This is a genomic window from Quadrisphaera sp. INWT6, from assembly GCF_015390235.1.
In the GTDB taxonomy this organism is placed as follows: domain Bacteria; phylum Actinomycetota; class Actinomycetes; order Actinomycetales; family Quadrisphaeraceae; genus Quadrisphaera.
The window spans coordinates 439,007-459,597 of sequence record NZ_VUOH01000002.1 but is presented as its reverse complement, the minus strand read 5'-3'; the positions used below and the strand labels follow the sequence as shown (position 1 = coordinate 459,597).

At 76.4% G+C, this 20,591-nt stretch carries 15 protein-coding genes; 9 read left to right on the top strand and 6 right to left on the bottom strand.

Going from position 1 to position 20,591, the window contains the following annotated elements; all coding sequences use genetic code 11:
* Positions 1-34 precede the first annotated feature (34 nt).
* Positions 35-481: a MarR family transcriptional regulator gene (locus F1641_RS07045; RefSeq protein WP_206690719.1), complete on the bottom strand. Its 447-nt coding sequence runs from the start codon at positions 479-481 to the stop codon at positions 35-37.
* 50 nt (positions 482-531) lie between these two features.
* On the opposite strand from F1641_RS07045, the gene F1641_RS07040 reads away from it, so the two are divergent.
* The 4 genes from F1641_RS07040 to F1641_RS07025 all read left to right on the top strand — a co-directional run bounded on the left by F1641_RS07040 (position 532) and on the right by F1641_RS07025 (position 7,748).
* Positions 532-1,770 carry an FAD-dependent monooxygenase gene (locus F1641_RS07040; RefSeq protein WP_194903973.1) on the top strand — a complete coding sequence of 413 codons (1,239 nt, stop codon included), beginning with the start codon at positions 532-534 and terminating at the stop codon, positions 1,768-1,770.
* Between the two features lie 82 nt (positions 1,771-1,852).
* A complete protein-coding gene (locus F1641_RS07035) occupies positions 1,853-3,133 on the top strand; it encodes an aminotransferase class I/II-fold pyridoxal phosphate-dependent enzyme (RefSeq protein WP_194903972.1) in 1,281 nt (426 codons plus the stop codon).
* A gap of 113 nt (positions 3,134-3,246) precedes the next feature.
* Positions 3,247-5,508: a bifunctional diguanylate cyclase/phosphodiesterase gene (locus F1641_RS07030; protein ID WP_194903970.1), complete on the top strand. Its 2,262-nt coding sequence runs from the start codon at positions 3,247-3,249 to the stop codon at positions 5,506-5,508.
* Positions 5,509-5,579: 71 nt separating this feature from the next.
* Positions 5,580-7,748: a cell wall-binding repeat-containing protein gene (locus tag F1641_RS07025; RefSeq protein WP_194903968.1), complete on the top strand. Its 2,169-nt coding sequence runs from the start codon at positions 5,580-5,582 to the stop codon at positions 7,746-7,748.
* Positions 7,749-7,787: 39 nt separating this feature from the next.
* Here the strand turns inward: F1641_RS07025 and F1641_RS07020 are convergent, their stop codons facing one another.
* The gene (locus F1641_RS07020; protein WP_194903966.1) at positions 7,788-9,098 is read right to left on the bottom strand and encodes a heparan-alpha-glucosaminide N-acetyltransferase domain-containing protein; all 1,311 of its coding nucleotides are present in this window, start codon (positions 9,096-9,098) and stop codon (positions 7,788-7,790) included.
* A 153-nt stretch (positions 9,099-9,251) separates the two neighbouring features.
* On the opposite strand from F1641_RS07020, the gene F1641_RS07015 reads away from it, so the two are divergent.
* From F1641_RS07015 to F1641_RS07000, 4 genes are all read left to right on the top strand, one after another.
* A complete protein-coding gene (locus F1641_RS07015; protein WP_194903964.1) occupies positions 9,252-9,551 on the top strand; it encodes a hypothetical protein in 300 nt (99 codons plus the stop codon).
* Positions 9,552-9,648: 97 nt separating this feature from the next.
* Entirely contained in the window at positions 9,649-12,810 is a 3,162-nt protein-coding gene (locus F1641_RS07010; protein ID WP_194903963.1) for a S8 family serine peptidase, read from the top strand.
* A gap of 407 nt (positions 12,811-13,217) precedes the next feature.
* The gene (locus F1641_RS07005) at positions 13,218-14,249 is read left to right on the top strand and encodes a class II histone deacetylase (protein WP_206690718.1); all 1,032 of its coding nucleotides are present in this window, start codon (positions 13,218-13,220) and stop codon (positions 14,247-14,249) included.
* Entirely contained in the window at positions 14,246-15,610 is a 1,365-nt protein-coding gene (locus F1641_RS07000; RefSeq protein ID WP_194903961.1) for an APC family permease, read from the top strand. The genes F1641_RS07005 and F1641_RS07000 overlap by 4 nt, the downstream gene beginning before the upstream one ends.
* Positions 15,611-15,612: 2 nt before the next feature.
* Here F1641_RS07000 and F1641_RS06995 read toward each other — a convergent pair whose 3' ends face one another.
* The 4 genes from F1641_RS06995 to F1641_RS06980 form a co-directional block, all read right to left on the bottom strand.
* Positions 15,613-15,960: a GGDEF domain-containing protein gene (locus tag F1641_RS06995; RefSeq protein WP_194903959.1), complete on the bottom strand. Its 348-nt coding sequence runs from the start codon at positions 15,958-15,960 to the stop codon at positions 15,613-15,615.
* 21 nt (positions 15,961-15,981) lie between these two features.
* A complete protein-coding gene (locus tag F1641_RS06990) occupies positions 15,982-17,349 on the bottom strand; it encodes a hypothetical protein (RefSeq protein ID WP_194903958.1) in 1,368 nt (455 codons plus the stop codon).
* Positions 17,346-18,101, bottom strand: coding sequence for a glycosyltransferase (locus F1641_RS06985; protein WP_194903956.1), 756 nt, complete (start codon positions 18,099-18,101; stop codon positions 17,346-17,348). The genes F1641_RS06990 and F1641_RS06985 overlap by 4 nt, the downstream gene beginning before the upstream one ends.
* A gap of 63 nt (positions 18,102-18,164) precedes the next feature.
* Positions 18,165-19,316 (bottom strand): Fic family protein, encoded by a 1,152-nt coding sequence (locus F1641_RS06980; RefSeq protein WP_194903954.1) that lies wholly within the window; start codon positions 19,314-19,316, stop codon positions 18,165-18,167.
* 183 nt (positions 19,317-19,499) lie between these two features.
* Between F1641_RS06980 and F1641_RS06975 the strand changes: the two genes are divergently transcribed.
* Positions 19,500-20,567 carry a cell wall-binding repeat-containing protein gene (locus tag F1641_RS06975; protein ID WP_194903953.1) on the top strand — a complete coding sequence of 356 codons (1,068 nt, stop codon included), beginning with the start codon at positions 19,500-19,502 and terminating at the stop codon, positions 20,565-20,567.
* Positions 20,568-20,591 lie beyond the last annotated feature (24 nt).

Below are 20,591 nucleotides of genomic sequence, written 5' to 3'. Positions count from 1 at the left end.
ACTCACCGCCCATACGGCTTTCCTTCCGCGGGCGTCAGTCCTCCATGGCGCCTCGGGTCATGGCGGCGGTCGCCCGCTGCAGGAAGGCCAGCACCACCTCGCGCTCACCCTCGTCCAGCGACCGGCTCACCTCGTCGAGCAGTCCGATGGCGGGCCACCAGTGCGCCTCGTTGGCCAGCCGTGCCCGCTCCTCCAGCACCACCAGGGTGCGGCGCCGGTCGGTGGGGTGCGGCTCGCGCCGCAGGTGCCCCGCCGCCGCGAGCCTGTCGACGAGCACCGTGGTCGACGCCGTCCTGATCCCCAGCCGCTCCGACAGCTCCGCGACGCCCATCGGGCCGGCGCTCAGCAGGTACAGCGCGGTGACGTCGGTGGTGCCGAGCCCCTGGCGGCGGGCGATGCGGTTCAGCAGCTCGCGACTGGCGTCGCTGAACGCCTGCAGCTCGCGCGTCACGCCGTCCGGCTCGAAGTGCACCTGCCCCACCGCTCGCTAGATTGTCTACCTATCAGGCACTCTAGCGACAGGGGTCCCTCATGGCCATCAGCAGCGTCCTCATCTCAGGCGCCAGCATCGCCGGTCCGGCGCTCGCCCACTGGCTGGCCCGCGCCGGCGTCGACGTCACCGTGGTCGAGCGGGCCCCCGAGCTGCGCGAGGGCGGGCACAACATCGACGTCCGCGGCGCCGGCCGTGAGGTGCTGCGCCGCATGGGCCTCGAAGACGCGGTGCTAGCGCACACCACCGGAGAGGCCGGCACCCGCTTCCTCGACGACCGCGGCCGGGTGCTCGGCGCCTTCCCCGCCTCCACCTCCCAGACCGGCGGCCCCACCGCCGAGGTCGAGGTGCTGCGCGGCCGCCTCAGCAGGCTCCTCGTCGACAGCTGCGAGGGGCTCCCCGGCAGCATTACCTGGCGCTTCGACGACCAGGTCGCCGAGCTCGACGACGACGGCAGCGGGGTGGCCGCCACCTTTGCCTCCGGCGACGAGGAGCGGTACGACGTCGTCGTCGTCGCCGAGGGGCTGCGCTCCCGCACCCGGCAGATGGTGTTCGGGGGCGGTGGAGGCAGCAGGAGCGCCCACGTGAAGGAGCTCGGCGCGTACTGCGCCTACCTCGCCGTGGCCCGCGAGCCGAGCGACGACGACTACTGGAACTGGCAGGTGCTGGGCCGCGGCCGCAGCGCGCACCTGCGCCCCGACGACGAGGGCACCACCCGCGGGCTGCTGACGTTCCTGTCCGACGTCCCCGGCCTCGACGAGCTGGAGCCCGCCGCCGCGGCCCTCGTCATGCAGCGCCTGTACGCCGGCACCGGTCCGATCGGGGAGCGCCTGGTCGCGGCCCTCGACACCGAGCCGTTCTACTTCGAGGCGCTCGGCCAGGCGGTGCTGCCGCGCTGGTCGCAGGGTCGCATGGTGCTCGCCGGTGACGCCGCGCACTGCGCCTCGCCGATCTCGGGGATGTCGACGACGCTCGCCCTCGTCGGTGCGTACCTGCTCGCGGGGGAGCTGACCGCCCCCGGAGCCTCGCTCGCCAGCGCGCTCGACGGGTACGAGCGGCGGCTGCGTCCGCTGGTCGACGCCGCGCAGAAGCTGCCCCCGGGCACGCCGCGCGTCGGCAACCCGCGGCACACCGCCGAGATCCGCGTGCTGGGCGCGCTGGTGGGCCTGGCCTCCAGCCGCGCGGTGAAGCGCCTGAAGCTGGGGGAGAAGCTCATCTCCCCGCCCGCCGACGCCGTCGACCTGCCCCGCTACGAGCACCTGGAGGCCGCCCCGGTGTGACCCGGGGGCGTCCCCCGGAAAGGTGCCGGGGGTCACCGCTGTTGCCCCTCCTGATCAGGGCGGTGTCACCTAGCGTCACGGGGTGACGCGCCGTGACCCCTTCGCCCCCGCCCTCGGAGCGGCCTTCGCGGCCCACGTCCGGCGCTCCGCGGCCGGCGGCCCCTCGCCGTACGCCGTCGCCGCCGCCAGCGCGTCGGGGCCGGTGGTGCGCTTCGCCGACGGGCGCGAGCGCGTCAACGCCGGCTCCAACAACTACCTCGGCCTGACCGACGACCCGCGCGTGGTCGCCGCCGCGCACGCCGCCCTCGACCGCTACGGCACCGGCGTCTCGGGCAGCCGGCTGCTCAACGGCACCACCGAGCTCGTGCTCGACCTGGAGGCCGAGCTCGCCGACTTCTACGGCGCCGAGGCGGCCGTGGTCACCACCAGCGGCTTCACCGCCAACCTCGCGCTGCTGTCGGCGGTGGGGCGCCCGCACGACGCCGTCCTGCTCGACACCGGCGCCCACGCCTCCCTGCACGCCGGAGCCGCCGCCTCGGCGGCGCGGGTGCTGCGCTGGCGGCACAACGACCTCGCCTCCCTGCGGCGCCGCCTGGAGCAGCTCGACGACGACGCCGGCGCGCTCGTCGTCGTCGACGGCGTCTACTCGATGGAGGGCACCTGCGCCCCGCTGCCCGAGCTGGTGGCGCTGTGCCGCGAGCACGACGCGCGGCTCGTGGTCGACGAGGCGCACGGCGTGGGCGTGCTGGGGGAGCGGGGCCGCGGCGCCGTCGAGCAGGCCGGGGTGCTCGGCGAGGTCGACGTCGTCACGCTCACCCTCAGCAAGTCGCTGGCCTCGTGCGGAGGCGCCGTCATCACGACGGCCGCCCTGGCCGAGGGGCTGCGCGGCTCGGCGTCGCCCTACCTCTTCGCCGCCGCGGGCGTGCCCGCCGCCGTGGCCGCGGGGCTCGCCGCCCTGCGGGTGCTGCGCGCGGAGCCCGAGCGCGTCGCGGCCCTGGCCGACCGCGGCGAGCGCCTGCGCGCCGAGCTGCACGCCGCCGGCGTCCCGACCGTGCCCTCGGTGGGAGCGGTGGTCGGCGTTCCGGTCGGTGACGAGCAGCGCGTGGTGGAGGTGTGGCGCGAGGTCTTCGACGCGGGCGCGTACACGAACGCGGTGGTGCACCCGGCCGTCCCGCGCGGTGGCGCCCTGCTGCGGCTGTCGGTGATGGCCACCCACACCGACGCCCACCTCGCCCGGGCCGCCGCGGCCGTCGCCCGCGGACTCGCCCGCGTCGACCCCCGAGCGCGCGCCGACGTGCCCCTGCAGCGGCCCGAGGTGGTCGACCTGCGCGAGGGGTCGCAGGTGCCGCGCCCCCTCGTGTGAGGGCGACGCTCAAGGCCGACGGTCCAGGGACCGATCCTCACAGGGTGCGGACCAGGAACCACCCAGCGCGCAGCCTCACCTCGCCAGTCCTGCTCGCGGTCACAGCCGCCGTGGTGCTGGCGACCACCGCGACGACCGCGCTCGGCCTGACGGGCTCGGTCGGGGCCTTCCCCCTCGGTGCCGCCTGCTCCGCCGTGCTGGGCGCAGGCGCGGCGCTGGCGATGCTGCTGCACCCGCGCGGCGGTCTGGCCGTGCGCGCCATGGGCGCCGCCGTCGCCCTCTGGGCGTGCGGGCAGGGGTGGCTCGCCTCCCTCGTGCTGCGCACCCCCGGCCTCGACCAGCAGCCCACCCCCGGCGACCTGCTCCAGACCGCGGCGGCTCCCCTCGCCCTGGTCGCGGTGCTGGCCCTGCCCCGTCCCGCGGGCTTCGCCGGTCGCCGCCGCCAGCTGGTGCTCGACGCCGCCGTCGTGGCCGCCGCGGGCGCTGCAGTGCTGTGGCGGGCCGCCTTCGTGCCCCTCGAGCCCACGGGCACCGCGGCGGTGACCGCCGCCGCCGTCGTCCTGGCGGACCTGGCCGTGCTCGCCCTGTGCGTGCAGCTCGCCGTCGCCGGGCTCGACAGGGGTGCGGCGCTCGCCGCCGGTGGTGTCGCCCTCTTCGTGGTCACCGACCTCGCCAACACCCACGAGCTCGTGCAGCCCGGGGGCACCTGGACCTGGGTGGGCGCCGCCGCCGCCTGCGCCGCGTGGCCGCTGGTCGCAGCGGGCTTCCTCACGGCCGGCCGGGCCCGCCTCACCCACCGCGGCGCCAGCCCCCGGTCCGCCGACCTGCGCACCGGCTCGCTGACCGGAGGCGTGCTCGTCGCCGCCGTGGCCTTCGCCGTGGTCTCCAGCACCTACGACCAGCGCCCCGTCGACCCCGTCTCCGGGGCCCTGGTGGGCCTGGTGCTGGTGGCCCTGGTGGTCCGGGAGCTGGTGCACCGCCGCCACCGCGACAGGTTCCTCGACGACCTGCGCCAGCAGGCCCTGCACGACCCCCTCACCGGCCTGGCCAACCGCTCGGCCCTGGTGGCGGAGCTGGCCGAGCACGCCCGGGCGCGGCACGAGGTCGCCGTCGTCGTGCTCGACGTCGACGGCTTCAAGCAGCTCAACCAGCAGCTCGGCCACGCCGCCGGTGACGCCCTGCTCCAGGTGCTGGGGGGCAGGCTGCAGGAGGCGCTGCCCCCGGGCTGGCTCGCCTGCCACCTGGGCGGCGACGACTTCGCCGCCGCCGGGCCGGGCGACCTCGCCCGGGGCGTCGACGTGGCGGAGGAGGTCACCCGGGCCCTGCGCGAGCCCGTCGAGCTCCCCGCCGGACCCGACGCGGGGTTGCTGCCCGGCCCCGCCGTCGACCACCGCGCCGTCGTCGCGGTGGCGGCCAGCACCACCGCGGGCATCGCCAGCACCACCCCCTCCCTCCTCGACCCCGCCAGCTGCGTGGCCGACGCCACCACGGCGATGCGCACCGCCAAGGCCGCCGGACGCGGCCGCACCGCCGTCCACGACGCCGCCGCCCGCGAGCGGACCGCGCGGAGGGCCCTCGTGGGCCAGCGGCTGCAGGTGGCCGTCGGCTCCGGCGCCGTGACCGCCGCCCTGCAGCCCCTGGTCGACATCGCCACCGGGCGCACCACCGGCTTCGAGGCCCTGGCCCGCTGGGACGACGAGCTGCTCGGCACCGTGCGCCCCGACGAGTTCGTGCCCGTGGCCGAGGAGAGCGGGCTCGTCCCCGCGCTCGGCGCCGCCGTGCTGCGCGCCGGCCTGGAGTCGCTCGTGGCCGTCGGCGGCGTCGAGCGGCGGCTGCGGCTGTCGGTCAACGCCTCCCCGGTGGAGCTGCGCGGGCTCGGCTACGTCGACGGCGTCCTGGGTGCCCTCGCCCGCGCCGGGGTGCCGGTCGACCTGCTCACCGTCGAGGTCACCGAGGGCGTCTTCATGACCGCCGACGACCCGGCCGTCACCGCCCTCACCGCGCTGGGCGCCGCGGGGGCGCGGGTCGCCGTCGACGACTTCGGCACCGGCTACTCCTCGCTGTCGTACCTCGAGCGCCTGCCCGTCCACGTCGTCAAGATCGACAGGTCGCTGGTCTGCGGCCTCGACCGGCCCCGGCCCCGCGCGGTGCTGCGCGCGGTGGTCGAGCTGTGCGCCGCCCTCGACCTGCACGTGGTCGCCGAGGGCGTGGAGACCCGCGAGCAGGCCGACGTGCTGGCCGGCCTCGGCGTCGTCACCGGCCAGGGGTGGCTGTGGGCGCGCGCCCTCGGCACCGACCAGGTCCGCGCGCTGCTCGAGGCCGAGGACGCCGCCGCCCTGCCGGCGAGCGCGGCCTCCGAGGCGCGCCCGGCCTGAGGCGCTCCGCCGTCCGGGTGCCTCGGCGCCCGGCGCGTCCAGCGGGGCCGCCGCGGCGTCGATGACGCCGTGTGACCCGACGCGCGCGCCGCACGGCGACGACCGCGGCAGCCGCCGCGCTCCTCGCCCTCGCCGTCCCCGCCCCCGCCCTCGCCGCCGGTGGCGCCGACGGGCGAGCCGGGCAGCTCACCGGGCCGCCGGCCATGTACGTCGTCGCCGTCGACGACACCGCAGACGTCAGCGCGGTCAGCGCCGCCGCCGACCGCCTCGGCGACGTCGTCGCCGTCCACCCCGAGACCGGCACCGTGGTCGTCCGGGCCACGCCCGGCGAGGCCCGCGCGCTCGACCGCCTCCCCGGCACCGACGCCGTCGAGCGCGACGTCTGGCTGACCCCCGCCGCCGTCCCGTGGCACCTCGACCGCGTCGACCAGGCGTCCCTGCCGCTCGACGGCCGCTTCAGCCCCGGCGGTGACGGCACCGGGGTGACCGCCTACGTCGTCGACTCCGGGGTGCGCGCCAGCCACGCCGCCTTCTCCGGCCGCGTGCGCTCCGGCGCCGACTTCTCCGGCAGCGGCTCCACCGACGACTGCAAGGGCCACGGCACCGGCGTCGCCAGCGCGCTCGCGGGCCGCGCCGTCGGCGTCGCCACGGGCGCGACCGTGGTGCCGCTGCGGGTCAGCGGCTGCTCCGGCGGTGCCCTGAGCAGCACGGTCATCGCGGCCGTGGAGTGGGCCGTGCGCGACCACGCCGCGGGCGCGCCCGCGGTGCTCAACCTGAGCATGGGCGGCCCGCCGTCCAGCGCGCTCGACCAGTCGCTGCGCGCCGCCGTCGCCGACGGCATCACCGTGGTGGTCGCCGCCGGCAACGAGACCGCCGACGCCTGCGGGGTCAGCCCCGCCCGCGAGCCGCAGCTCATCACCGTCGGCGCGAGCACCTCCGACGACGGCGTCGCGTCGTTCTCCAACCGCGGCGGCTGCGTCGACCTCCTCGCGCCGGGCGCCGGCGTGGTGGTGGCCTCCTCGGCCAGCGACACCGCCGCGGTCGTCGCCGACGGCACCTCGTTCTCCTCCCCGCTGGTCGCCGGTGCGGCCGCCGTGCTGCTCGGGGCGAACCCGGCGCTGACGCCGGCGCAGGTGGCCGCGGCCCTCCAGGGGAGCGCGTCGCACGTCGCCCGGCCCGTCAGCGGCACCACCGACCGCCTCGTCCGCGCCACCGCGGCGCTGCCCGGTGCGGCGCTGGCCACCGGAGGGGCGGCGGGGTCCGCCGGCTCGTCGGGCTCGTCGGGCTCGGTGGCCGGCGCGGCGCTCGTGGTGGTCGGCGACCAGGCGTCCGTCAGCGACGCCACCGCGGCCGCGCTCGCCGGGGGCCGCCCCGCGGCGCGGGTCTCCGGTGACGACAGGTACGCCACCAGCGCCGCCGTCTCCGCCAGCGCCTTCCCCGGCGGTGCCGAGCACGTCTACCTCGCGGTCGGCGCCACCTTCCCCGACGCGCTCGGAGCCGCCGCCGCGGCCGGCGCCGGCTCCGCTCCGGTGCTGCTCGTGCGCCCCGACGGCCTGCCCGCCCCGGTGGCCGCCGAGCTGCGACGCCTGGCCCCCGCCGGCGTGACCGTGGTCGGTGGCCCGGGCGCCGTCAGCGACGCCGTGATCGACCAGGCCCGCGCCGCCACCGCCGAGACCGGGGCCGACGTCACCCGCGCGGCCGGAGCCGACCGGTACGGCACGGCCGCCGCGCTCGCGCTGGACGCGCTCGCCACCTCCGACGACCCCTCGGCCGCTCCGGCGGTCGTCTACCTCGCCTCCGGCCAGGTCTTCGCCGACGCGCTCAGCGCGTCCAGCGCTGCCGGCCGCAGCGGGGCACCGCTGCTCCTCACCACCGCCGGCGCCCTGCCCGACGCGACGACGGCGCTGCTGCGCACCTGGAGGCCCTCGCGCGTCGTCGTGGTCGGCGGCACCGCCGTCGTCACCGACGCCGTGCTCGACCAGGTGCGCGCCGCGACCGGCGGCTCCGTCGACCGCCTCGCCGGAGCCACCCGGTACGAGACGGCCGCCGCCGTGCTCGAGGCCGAGCTCGGCGCCGGCCGCACCCCGAGCGCGCTGTGGGTGGCCAGCGGCGAGGCGTTCTCGGACGCCCTGGTGGGCGCCGCTGCGGCAGCCGCCGGCGGGGGAGCGCTCGTCATCGTCCCGCCGGGCGGACCCACGGGGCGGCTCGCGGACGGCGTGAGGGCGGCCCTGCCCCGCTAGCCCCCAGAGGGGTTCAGAGGGGCTCGGACGTCGCTGACCTCAGGCGCGGAGGTACCAGCCGCGCCGGTGCAGCGCCAGCGCCACCACCCACCACGAGGCCAGCAGCGCGGCGCTGAACCCGACCTGCGGGCCCCCGGCCCAGGACATCCCCTCGGCCAGCGACTGGGCGTAGCTCGGCTGGACCGCCGGATCGGGCCTCAGGGGGCGCAGGAGGAGCAGCGCGACGACGACGTGGCTGCCGAAGTACACCAGGAGGCTGTTGCGCCCCAGCGCGACGAACGGCCTCCGGCACGCCTGCACGACGGCACCGGGCAGGGTGGGCCGCCCGCTCCGCGGCGAGGGGGCCTCCACCCACGGCGCGTCGACGACGGCGTGCACGAGGGCGACGACCAGGACGACCGCTGCCGCGACCGAGAGCCCGAAGGGCGCCGTCCACAGCCGCTTCATGGCCGGGACGGCGGGCGAGGCGGCCACCGCACCGACGGCCAGCACGGCCGAGACCGCCAGCAGGCGGAGGGCCACCGCTGCGGGGCGCGCCGCGGCGGCTGCGACGGCGCGCCGCCCGGTGGCCCTGGACGCCCCTGACGACCTGCCGGCCGCGATCGCGTGGGCGGCGGCCGTCCCGGCTGCCGCGGTGGCGCAGGCCCCGAGGAGGGCGACCAGGCCCTCGGGGTCGTGACCGGCCTGGAGCTGCCAGTACAGGTGGTCGGCCGGGAAGAGCCTCCCGTCCACGGCGAGCGAGGGGTTGCACTGCGGGGTGAGGACGCCTCCCGGGCACAGCCCCTGCCAGTGGCTGAGCAGCCACGTGTGGGCAGCGGCGAGCCCGAGGGCGACCGCTGTCCACGCGACCCACCCGCGGACCACCAGGTGCAGCGCCGCCACGACCAGGACCAGGGCCGCGTACAGCTGCAGGACCCCCGTCCACCGCAGTGCGCCGAGGTCCACCGCGCCGTCGCGCGCCCAGGCGAGGACGGCGTTGTAGGCGAGACCGGCCAGGACGAGGACGACGACGCGACGGGCCAGCCGCGGGAGCCGGACCCCGTTCTTGTGCGCGAAGCCGAGCCCCACCCCGGTGAGCACGACGAAGGCGGGGAAGACGACGTCGAGGGGGTGCACGCCCTGCCAGGGAGCGTGCTCGAACCACTCCGGAGGGGTGATCAGGCTGCTGGTCACGATGCTGACGACCAGCAGCAGGCCGCGCACGGCGTCGACGGCGGCGACGCGGGGCGGGCGCGTCGTCGCGGGGGTCGTGGCGGGTGCCTCCGCCCTCGGCAGCGGGACGGCGGCCCCCTGCGCGGACGGGGCGCCGGTGCGCTCGCCGCCTGCCGGAACCAGTGCAGGACCACCCATGCTCCGAGGCTAGGGACGCAGCGGCGGCCAGGTGGGCGATCGGTGGATCAGGTCGAGGAGCGGCCGGCGCGGCGTGGCGCCAGCGGCCACGGGCTGCCGCTCTGCCACGGTGTTGATCCCCCCCTCCCTCGGTGACCGAGCAGGAGTTCCGCCGTGCCCGTCCGCAGCCTCCGAGCCGCAGCGCTCGGGCTCCTGCTGACCCTCCTGGTGCTGGGGGCCACCCCTGCGGCCGGCGCCGCACCGGCGGCGGGCGGCCAGCCGGGCGGTCCCACGAGCGTGCTGTACGTCGTCCTGCCCCACCCCGACGACGAGTTCGAGGTCTGGTCGCAGGTCCAGGACACGATCGACCGCGAGGGGCAGGCCCGGCTCTTCCACGTGCGGCAGCACTTCCGCGTCTCGTTCGGTCCGCCTCCGTCCCCGTCGTCCTCGGCAGCCCCGACGTCCTCGCCCTGAGCCGTCCTCGCCGCAGCCGGGTGCAGCTGGGCCGCCGCGCGGGTGAACGCCGGCCGGGGCTGCTCAGCGCCGGTCTCGAGGTGCCGACAGCCGTGGCGTGAAGAGGATCCCCCTGTCGCGCCGCGGGAAGATCGTCGCCTCGGTGCTCTCCGGCGCCCTGGCCGTCGGCGGGTGCGGCGGTGCCGCGCTGGCCCTGACGTCCGGGCCCGGTCCGCTACTGACGGACTGGGGCCCCGCCGGTGACGGCCTCGACCGCTACCTGCTGACCATGGAGCCGGGCGCTGACGCCTCGCTGCTCGCTGACGCGGCCCTCGCCTCCGCCGTCGTCCCGCTCACCGGGGCGCTGTCGGGGGCGTTGACCGCGCCGGCGACGCCGCAGCCCCCGGCGGGGGCCGAAGCCCTCGGCCCGGGCGGCAGGATCGTCCAGATCGCGGGCACGGCGTACTACGTCACCGACCTCGGCGGCGTCGCCGTCACTCCGGGGGCCTCCACCGCGGTGCTCAGCCCGGTGGACCTCGCCCAGTGGGCCAGTCAGAACGGCGTGCACCTCGACCTGCCGGCGAGCACCTCACCGTCGTCCCGCCCGGTCAGCTCCGCGGTGCCGAGCGCCTCGGCCTCGCTGCCCCCCGCCGGAGCGACGACGACGGCGTCCGGGGCGCCCGCTACCGACGAGCAGCTGGCAGACCTCGCCGCAGCCCCCGGGGTGGTCTCCGCGCAGCGCGTGGTCGACCTCGTGCTGGTCGCCGGAGACCTGACGCTCGCCCAGGCCCGTGCGCTGCCGGGAGTCGCCGACGCCCAGCCGTCGCTGCAGGGCGAGCTCTTCGGCGAGCTGGCGGTCGACGACCCCTGGGCCCGGCAGTGGGGCTACCACCTCGAGAACACCGGCAACAGCTACCAGCCGCCCATCGCGAGCGGAGCCGACGTCGACGCCGCCGACGGGTGGGCCGCCAGCGAGGGCCAGGGCGCCGTCATCGCCGTCATCGACTCGGGCTTCGACGTCGACCACCCCGACATGCAGGGGGCGCTGTGGACGAACCCCGACCCGGCGTGCGCCACCGCAGACACCGACCGCGACGGCATCGTCGGCGACTGCCACGGCTGGAACTTCTACAAGAGCTCAGCTGACCTGCTGAACGGCGACACCGGGTCCCACGGCGTCGCGGTGAGCGGCATCGCCGCAGCCCGCAAGGGGAACGGGATCGGCAGCGCCGGCGTGGCCCCGCGGGCGACGATCATGCCCCTGGTGGCCGGGTACGGGAGCTCGGTCGACATGAGCGCTGCCATCCGCGCCATCTACTACGCCGCTGACCACGGGGCCACGGTCATCAACGCCTCGTGGGGCACCAACGGCGACCACGCCCCCACGCGGCAGATGCTGACGGACGCGATCCGGTACGCCGGCAGCAAGGGCGTGCTCGTGGTCGCCGCGGCGGGCAACGACTCGCGCGACCGCGACCAGGTCGTCTCCCTGCCCGCGTCCATCGACGACCCGAACCTCATCACCGTCGGCAGCTCGAACTCCGCCGACACGATGTCGCCCTTCACCGCGTGGGGCGCCCGCTCGGTCGACCTCTTCGCCCCCGGCAGCTGGGTGCCCGTCACCCGGTCCGGCGGCTACGACTGGATCAACGGCACCTCGTTCTCCAGCCCGATCGTCGCCTCCGCCGTCGCTCTCTACCGGACCGCCCGCCCCGACCTGACGTCGCAGCACGTCAAGGAGCAGCTGCTGGCTGACGCGACGCGCCTGCCGGCCTTCGCCGGGAAGTCCGTCACCGGTGCGCGGCTCGACCTCGCGAACCTGGGCGCCAGCGCCAGTGGCGCGCAGTACGCGTTCTCGGGGATGAGCGGCACCGCCGACGAGGTGGCACCCCAGGTGGCGGTCACCGCGACGACGGGTGCCGGCGACTACGCGCTGTCGCTCGGCCTCGCGATGCAGGTGGACGGCGAGCCGTGGGCCGTCGCCGACGCACCGGTCACCCTGGCCGGACAGACGGTGGAGACCGACGACGACGGGTTCGCGACCTTCCCGCTCGGCAGCCTCGCCGACTTCGGCACCCGGACCTTCGCACCGGGGCTATCACTCGGTGACGGCACCTACGCCCTCGTGGCGCAGCTGCTGCAGGACGGGACGCCGGTGGGCCGGCCTTTCGCGGCCCCGCTCCTGGTCGGTGCTGCGGCCGAGCAGACCCCGGGTGCCTCGAACCCCGGTGGCGGGTCGACGCCGGGGACCTCGCACCCCGGTGGCGGGTCGGAGCCGGGCGCCTCGGACCCCGGTGGTGGGTCCGCCCCTGGTGGCGGCTCCGACCCCGGTGGCGGCTCGGACCCCGCTGCGGGTGAACAGCCCGGTGCGGGTTCGAACCCGGGCGGCGGCTCGGACCCCGGAGCGGGTGAACAGCCCGGGAGCACCACCCCGGGCGACCGCGGCGGCTCCGGTGGCGGGTCCGCCCCGGGTGGTGGCTCCAGCCCCGGTGGCGGCTCGGACCCCGGGCCGGGTGACCAGCCCGGGGGCACCACCTCACCCGTGGACCGCGACGGGTCGGGCGGCGGCGAGTCGGACCCCGGTGGCGCGCCGTCACCGGAGCCGACCAGCTCCACCCGCCCGGAGGCGCCCTCGACCGAGCCGACGCCGAACACCCCCGGCGGCGGTGGTGGCGGTGGCAGCTCGCCCGCGCCGCCGTCGACGCCCTCGCCCAGCGGCACCCGGAGCTACGACGGCGCCGGTGACTTCGACATCACGTCGCTGACCCCGACGGTCGTGGGGACCGCCGGTGGGACGACCGCCAGGGCGTCCGGCCGGGGCTTCTCCTACCGCGTGTCCGTGCGCGTGGGCAACGCCGCTGCGCGGGTCATCTCGGCCCAGGACGACGAGCTGACCTTCGTCCTGCCGGCGCGCTCGGCAGGGACGTACGACGTCGTCGTGTTCGCCCCCGGTCGTGAGTCGACGCTGCCCGGAGCGATCACCTACCGCGACAGCGACTCGGGATCCGGTGGCGGGTCCGACCCCGGTGCGGGCGGCGGTGGCGGTGGCTCGAACCCCGGGAGCTCGAACCCCGGGAGCTCGACTCCCGGTGGTGGTGGCGGTGGGTCGAACCCGAGCAGCAGCCCCGGCAGCTCGACCCCCGGGGGCGGGGCCTCCCCGGCGCCGACCACCCGGACCGGCCCGAACGGCGAGCGGCTGACGAAGTCGGCCAAGCTCAGCGGGGTGGGCTACGTCTGGTCGACGCAGTGCCGCACCACCTGCACCGGGACGCGCCTCTGACGGCGTGAGCAGAGCGAGGGCCGAGGTGGATCGTCCGCCTCGGCCCTCGCGTGCCTTCCTGCACTGTTGACCTTGGCGTTCCTTTCCACTGTGAGCGCTCACACCGGGAAGGAACGCCAAGGTCATCCCGTCGCGGCATCCCGGAGCTGCTCCCATCGCCCATGATCACGGCGGGAAGTGCTCCGGAGGCCCATGATCACGGTGGGGGAGGGGGGTTGTCGGGGTGGGGCGGCGCCCCTAGGGTCCGGATCGCTCGTCAAGGGTGACGGGCGATGACCACCGGTCCGGGGCCAGCAGGAGGCGCGCGTGCGCACGGGGTTCGTCTGGGAAGAGCTGTACGGCTGGCACGACACCGGCACGCACGCCGCGTTCGTGCCCCCTGGAGGGCTCGTGCAGCCCACCACCACGTGGAGTCGGCGGAGTCCAAGACGCGCTTCGCGTCGCTGGTCGAGGTCAGCGGCCTGGGAGCGAAGCTGGACCGCATTCGCGCGGTGGCCGCCACCGACGACGACGTCCTCGCCGTCCACACCCCGGAGCACCTCGAGCGCATCCGGACCGGCAGCGCCGCGCTGCGCGGCGGTGACGCCGGTGACGGCACCTCGCCGTTCGGGCCCGGTGGGCTCGACATCGCCCTGCTCGCCGCGGGGGGCGCCGTCCAGGCGGCGAAGGCCGTGGTCACCGGCAGGGTCACCAACGCCTACGCGCTGGTCCGCCCGCCGGGGCACCACGCCCGACCCGAGACCGGCATGGGCTTCTGCGTCTTCGCCAACGCCGCGATCGCGATCCAGCACGTGCGCCGCCACCACGGGGTGGAGCGGGTGGCCGTCGTCGACTGGGACGTCCACCACGGCAACGGCACCGAGGAGGTCTTCGCCGAGGACCCGGACGTGCTCACCATCTCGGTCCACCAGGACCAGCTCTACCCCAAGGGCACCGGCCGCCTGGTCGACCGCGGCCGCGGCGCGGGGGAGGGGACCGCGATCAACGTGCCCCTGCCCGCTGGCACCGGCAACGACGGCTACCTGCACGCCGTCGAGCAGGTGGTGCTGCCGGCGCTGGAGCGCCACCGCCCCGACCTCGTCGTCGTCACCTCCGGGTTCGACGCCGGCGCCCTCGACCCGCTCGGCGGCATGGTGGTCACCACCACCGGCTTCCGGCGGATGGCCCGCGCGGTGCTCGACGCCGCGGAGGGTCTCTGCGACGGCCGCGTGGTGATGACCCACGAGGGCGGCTACAGCCCCGTCTACGCCCCGCTGTGCGGCGTCGCCGTGCTGGAGGAGATGTCGGGGGAGCGCACCGCGGTCACCGACTTCCTCGCCGACGAGTACGAGGACCTGCCCGACCAGGCGCTGCGCCCGCACCAGGCCGACGCCGTCCGCGCCGCCGCCGAGGCCGCCGGCCTCGCCGGTGCAGGGGCCACCGCGGGAGCCACCCGATGAGCACCGTCGAGCGCGACGGGCAGCGCGGCCTGGTGGTCGACGGGAAGCTCCGACGGGTGCTCGGCACCCCGTCGCTGGTGCTCTTCGGCCTCGCCTACCTGGTGCCGCTGACCGTCTTCACCACCTACGGCCTGGTGACCACCGAGACGAGCGGCCACCTGGCCACCGCCTACGTGGTGACCACGGTCGTCATGGCGTTCACGGCCGTCAGCTACGCCCTCAACGTGAAGGCGCACCCCTCGGCGGGCTCGGCGTACACGTTCGTGCAGCGCACGTTCGGCGCGAGGGCCGGCTTCCTCACCGGCTGGGTGCTCATGCTCGACTACCTGCTCCTGCCGATGATCAACTACCTCGTCATCGGGCTGTACATCAACGCGCAGTTCCCCGCGGTGCCGGCCTGGCTCGTGGTGGTCGTCGCGATCGCCCTGGTGACGACGCTGACCGTCGTCGGCATCACCGTGGTCGACAAGGCCAACGTCGTGCTGGTCGGCGTGCAGCTGGTGTTCGCCGTCGTGTTCGTGGCCGTCGTGGTCGCGCAGGTCGGCGGGGCGGACGCCCCGTCGCTGACCGCGCCGTTCGTCTCCGACGAGCTGCAGTGGGGCACGGTGTTCTCCGGCGCCGCGGTGCTGGCCCTGTCGTTCCTCGGGTTCGACGCCATCTCGACGCTGTCGGAGGAGGCCCGCGAGCCGCGCCGCACCGTGCCGCTCGCGATCGTCCTGACGACGGCGCTCGGCGGGGTCATCTTCATCGTGCTGTCGTGGGCGTCGCAGACCGCGCTGCCCGACTGGCGCTCGATCGTCGACCAGGACTCCGCCGGGCTGCAGGTCATGACCGAGGCCGGGGGGCAGCTGCTCGCCTCCGCCTTCCTCGCCGCGTACGTCGCCGGCTGCGTGGCCTCCGCGACGGCCAGCCAGGTCTCCGTGGCGCGCATCCTGTTCGCCATGGGCCGCGACGGCGTGCTGCCGCGGCGCCTCTTCGGCAGCCTCAGCGCGCGGTACCTCACGCCCGTCGGGGCCACCCTGGTGGTGGCCGCGCTGTCGCTGGTGGCCCTCGCCGTCGACCTGGCCACCCTGGCCTCGATCATCAGCTTCGGTGCGCTCGCGGCGTTCTCGCTGGTGAACCTGACGGTCATCAAGGGCTACGTGGTCGACGGCGGGCGGCGCTCTCCGCGCGACCTGTTGCTCTACGCGGTGGTCCCGGCCGTCGGCTTCGTGCTCACGCTGTGGCTGTGGACCAACCTGACCGCACTGACGTTCCAGGTCGGTGCCGTGTGGGCGCTGGTCGGCGTCGTGTACCTCGCGGTGCTGACCCGGGGGTTCCGCCGCCCGACGCCGCAGCTGGCGGTCGACCACACCCCCTGAGGTCACCCGGTGCAGCTGACGCCCCTTCCGCGCAGCTGGCGCCCCGTCGAGCCCGGCGAAGGGGCGTCAGCTGCAGCGAAGGGCGTCACCCGCAGCGGAGCGGCGGCCGCGGGCGCGGGGTGACGGGCGCGGCGGTGGCCGGTCAGACGCCGTGCCACCTCCACGATGAGCTCGTCGCCCGCGTGGTGCCCCAGCACGGTCCTGACCTCGTCGTGGCGGTCCAGGGTCAGCGCCGGCAGCGCCACCCGTCCGTCCGCTCCGGGGTCCGGCACCGGCTCGGCGCGCTGCGACCCGGCCGGGACCGACCAGGTGCACGCCGTCGCCGACCGCGTCCGCGCCGACGCCGCCACGCACGCAGCGAAGGCGCAGCGTCACCCCCGCTCCCCGGCACCCGCCGAGCAGGCGACCGCGCACGCCGCCACCACCACGCCGACCGCCGCGGGCACGCTCCGGTAGGTGAAGAAGGCGTGCACCTGGGAGTGGTTGCTCAGCACCTCGTACCAGGCGGGCACCAGCAGGGCCGGTGCCGCCAGCAGGGCGGCCACCACCAGCCGCGGCGCACCTCCCCGGCGCACCGCCAGCACCAGGGCGACGACGACGGCGACCGCCGCGACCACCAGCAGGGGCAGCGCCGTGGCGGTGGTGCTCCACCAGTACGTGACGTTCGCGCTGGTGGGAGCCCCGAACGCGGGGTCGACCGCGGCGCCCGCGCCGTCGAGGCGCTCGGCGGACTTGTCGGCGACGGCGGTGAGGACGCCCGGGCCCTGGACCGCCGCGGCGACCACCCAGCGGCACACCCAGGTGCCGCCGAAGGCGACCGGCCAGGCGGCGCCTGCGGCCAGGAGCGCGCGCACCAGCGACCGCCGCGCCGCTGACGCCGCCGCCGGGTGCCGGCCGTGGGTCGAGCGCCAGGCCACCGCCCCGGCGACCGCGGTGCACAGCGCCCACGACATCGCCGGGGTGGTCAGCAGGTCGACGTAGGCGAACAGCGCCCCGGCGGCTCCCGCCCCGAGGGCGGCCCCGCGCCACCCGGCGAGGTGCCGGTGCCCCGTGGCGACCGCGGTCAGGGCCACCCCGGCGGCGACCGCCGCCAGCGACAGCGCGTGCGTGAAGGCCAGCGCCGGCGTCGTCAGCGCGTTGGTCGCCCCAGCCACCGGGACCACCAGCGCCAGCGCGGCCGGCGCGCCCAGCCGGCGGCGCGCCGCCTGCCACAGCGCCAGGCCGCCGAGCGCCAGGAGGAGGCCGCTGACCAGCCTCAGCCCGGGGACGCCGAGGGTCGCCAGCACCGGCCGGGTGATGACCGAGTAGCCGTTCCAGTACCGGAAGTAGGTGGCCGGCGGGACGACGGAGGCCCCGGCGGCCAGGGCCCTGACCTGCACCGCGCCCTCCTGGCACGACTCCAGCCGCGGGCCCCCGGTGGCGCGGAACCACAGCGAGCGCGTGTCGTCGGCGGAGCTCACGCCGTAGCCGAGCACCACGCACTCGGTGAACCCGTCGGCGCGGCCGCCGACGCGGTCCGAGCGGTAGTCGGGTCCGTAGCCGCCGTCGGCCACCGCGGCGGCCAGCGCCGCCACCACCGGCGGGTTCGGCACCGCCTGGGCCGCCACCAGCCCGCCGAGGAGCAGCAGCTGCACCGCGGCCAGCGCCAGGGCCCACCGGCACCAGAAGGCGACCACCGGGCCCGCGGCGGACGGGTGCGGGGTGCGCTGGGCGCGGCGGCCGTGCCCGCCCGGGCTCACCGGACGGGGGAGCGGCCGGGGGCGCTGGTCCCCGCGCGCCGGGAGCCGCGCAGGCGCACGGCGCAGGCGGCGATCCGCAGCCCGTCGCGCACCGTGCGCAGCTTGCTCACCGAGCCCGCCGGGCGGTCGGTGAAGCCCAGCGGCACCTCGACGCTGGAGAAGCCGCCCACCGCGGCGTGCACCGCCATCTCCGTCTCCACCTCGAACCCGGCGCTGCGCGCGGGGAACGAGGCGACGAACGCCCGCGACATCACCCGGTACCCGCTGAGCATGTCGGTGTAGCCGGTGCCGAACAGGCCGTTGACCAGGCCGTTCAGCGCGCGGTTGCCCGCGGCGTGGCCGGGCCGGTGCGCCGTGGCGCTGGCGGGGCGCCGCGTGCCGACCACCACGTCGTGGCCGCCGGCCAGCAGCAGGTCGACCAGGGCGCCGGCGGCCGCGGCGTCGTAGGTGCCGTCGCCGTCGATGAGCACGTACACGTCGGCGTCGACGTCCTCGAACGCCCGCCGCACCGCGTGGCCCTTGCCGGGCCGCGGCTCGCGGTGCACCACCGCGCCGTGCGCGGTCGCCACGGCGGCGGTCGCGTCGGAGCTGGCGTTGTCGACCACGTGCACCTGCGCACCGGGCAGCGCCGCCCGCACGCCGTCGACGACCCCGCCGACCGTCAGCGCCTCGTCGAAGCACGGGACGACGACGGCGACGCGCACCCTGCCGTCCTGGCGCACGAGCGGCGCCGGGACGGCAGGGGTGGTCACCCGGTGACGCTAGCGCTGGCGCCAGAGCTCCGTGGGGCTTTCGACGTCGGGGTCGCCTCCGCGTCAGTCCTGCGCGCGCAGCTGGGCGATCAGCCCGGGGTAGGGGTCCTCCAGGGTGCGCCTCCCCGAGCGGACCTCGTTGTAGGCGGCGGTGAGTCCCTCTCCCGCCAGGTAGTACCTCCCCCTGGTCTGGCCGCGAGCGGTGAGGAGGCCCGCGTCGACCAGCCGGGCGAGGTCTCGGGTCGCGGTCCGCTCCTCGAGCTCCAGCCGCTTCACGTAGGTGGGTCGTTGCACGCGCAGGCCGCGTGCGGCGTCGAAGAGGGCGTCCGCGACGCGCTCGGGGAGGTGGTGCTGGGCGACGAGGGCGTCGAGGCGCTCCCACAGCTGCTCCGCCTCGGCGATCCGGCTCCGCAGGGTGTGGGCCTGCATGTGGTGGGCCCGGAGGTTGAACTTCAGCCAGAGGTGAGCGTCGTTCCCGGGGTTCCAGGCGCCCCGTCCCGTCACCGCGAGCACGCGGTAGTAGTCAGCGGTGTTGCTGCCGAGCCACTCCTCGATGCTCGAGAACGTCGGCTCGAGCACCCGGTCCTGGGCGAGGACGAGCGTCTGGAGCGCTCGCGCCATCCGGCCGTTGCCGTCCTTGAAGGGGTGGACCATCACCAGGTTCAGGTGGGCCATCGCCCCGCGCACCAGCGGGTCCTGCTGCCGGTCGCGGTCGAGGTCCTCGACGAGCTCGTCGACCAGCCCCGGGACGAGATCGCTCGGTGGCCCTTCGTAGACGGTCCGGCCGGCGGAGTCGTCGTGGACGTAGACGGCTCCGGGTCGGAACTGCCCGGGCCCCTTCGGCAGGTCGTGCTCGAGGAGCATGAAGTGCATGGAGCGGAGGGTCATCGCGTCCACGCGGAAGCCGTCGCTCGGGGCCATGCCGAGGACGTAGGTCAGGACCCGGCGGTACCCGAGGATCTCCGCCCACGTGCGCTGGTCCGCGGTGAGCGGCTGGTCGTCGTCGACGGCGGCGACGGCGTCCTGGTCGGTGATGGAGTAGCCCTCGATGCTGTTCGAGCCCTGGATGGCCCGGGCCTGGGTCGTGCGTCGCAACCCGCCCGTCCACCGGCGGGGAGCCCGCAGGGACGCGGCCATCGCCAGACGGACGGCATGCACCTCCTCGATGACGGCGTGGTCGTCGAGGTCGAGGTCGGGGGTCTGGAAGACGGCCATGGCGCTATGTCCTTAACAATGAGACAGAACAGCCACTGTATCGGCACCGGTGTCCTCGTCTTTGAGACACTCCTCCGTCCGGGATCTCCGCCTCTCCGCGGCGTGGCGCCGCAGGAACGGGCCCGGTGTGTGCCACGGTCGAGCAGACTCCACCGCTGTCGAGGTGTTCCGAGGGGACCTGCCGTGCGCCACACCCGACCGAGGGCTGCTGCGCTCGCCGTCCTCGCACTCGCCACCGCGGCGCTCGCCGGTGTCGGCGGTGCGGCAGCAGCAGGGCCCGCCGCGGCCGCTGACCCCGCGTCCGTCCCGTCGACGGGCCAGCCGCAGGTGCAGCGCCTCTACGGCGACGACCGCATCGGCACCGCCGTGGCCGTCAGCCGCGCCGCGAACCCCGGTGACACCGGCTCGTACGCCGTGTTCGTCGCCTCCGCCTCCAGCTGGCCCGACGCCCTCGCCGCCAGCGCGCTCGCCGCGCACTTCTCCGCGCCGCTGCTGCTGGTGCCCTCCGAGGGGCCGCTGCCGAAGACCGTGGTCGACGAGCTCGACCGCCTCAAGCCCCAGGCCCTGTACGTGCTCGGCGGCACGAAGAGCGTCAGCGCCGCCGTCGCCACCGAGCTGTCGGCCCACGCCGACGCGGTCACCCGCTTCGACGGCACCGACCGGTACGACACCGCCGCCTACGCCGCCAGCGTGCTGGCCGACCCGGGCAAGCCGCTCTACGTCGCCTCCGGCGCCGGCTTCGCCGACGCGCTCGGCGGCGGGGCCGCCGCGGGCGCCGTGGGCGGCTCGCTCGTGCTCACCGACCCGCAGCGCGTGCCGGAGTCGCTCGCCACGCAGCTGCCGGCCCTCGCGCCCAGCCGCGTCGTGGTGCTCGGCGGGCCGGGCGTGGTCTCCGACTCGGTCGTGGGCAGCCTCAAGACGCTGCTGCCCGGCGTGCCGGTGGAGCGCTCCTACGGCGCCGACCGCTACGAGACCGCCGCGGGCGCCAGCGCCGCGGTGAACGCCGCCGGCACGCTCTCCGGCGACGGCCAGGGCCGCACCGTGCTGCTCGCCAGCGGCACCAGCTTCCCCGACGGGCTCGCCGGCGCCGCCGTCTCCGGCCCCAGCGGCTCCCCGCTGGTGCTGACCCAGAGGGACTGCGTGCCGGCCCCCTCGCTGCGCGAGATCCAGCGGCTGGGGGCGACGCGCGTCGTCGTCCTCGGCGGCCCGGGCGTGGTCAGCGACGCGGCGGCGGCCCTCACGCCCTGCTGACAGCACCGTCACCCGTACGGGCGG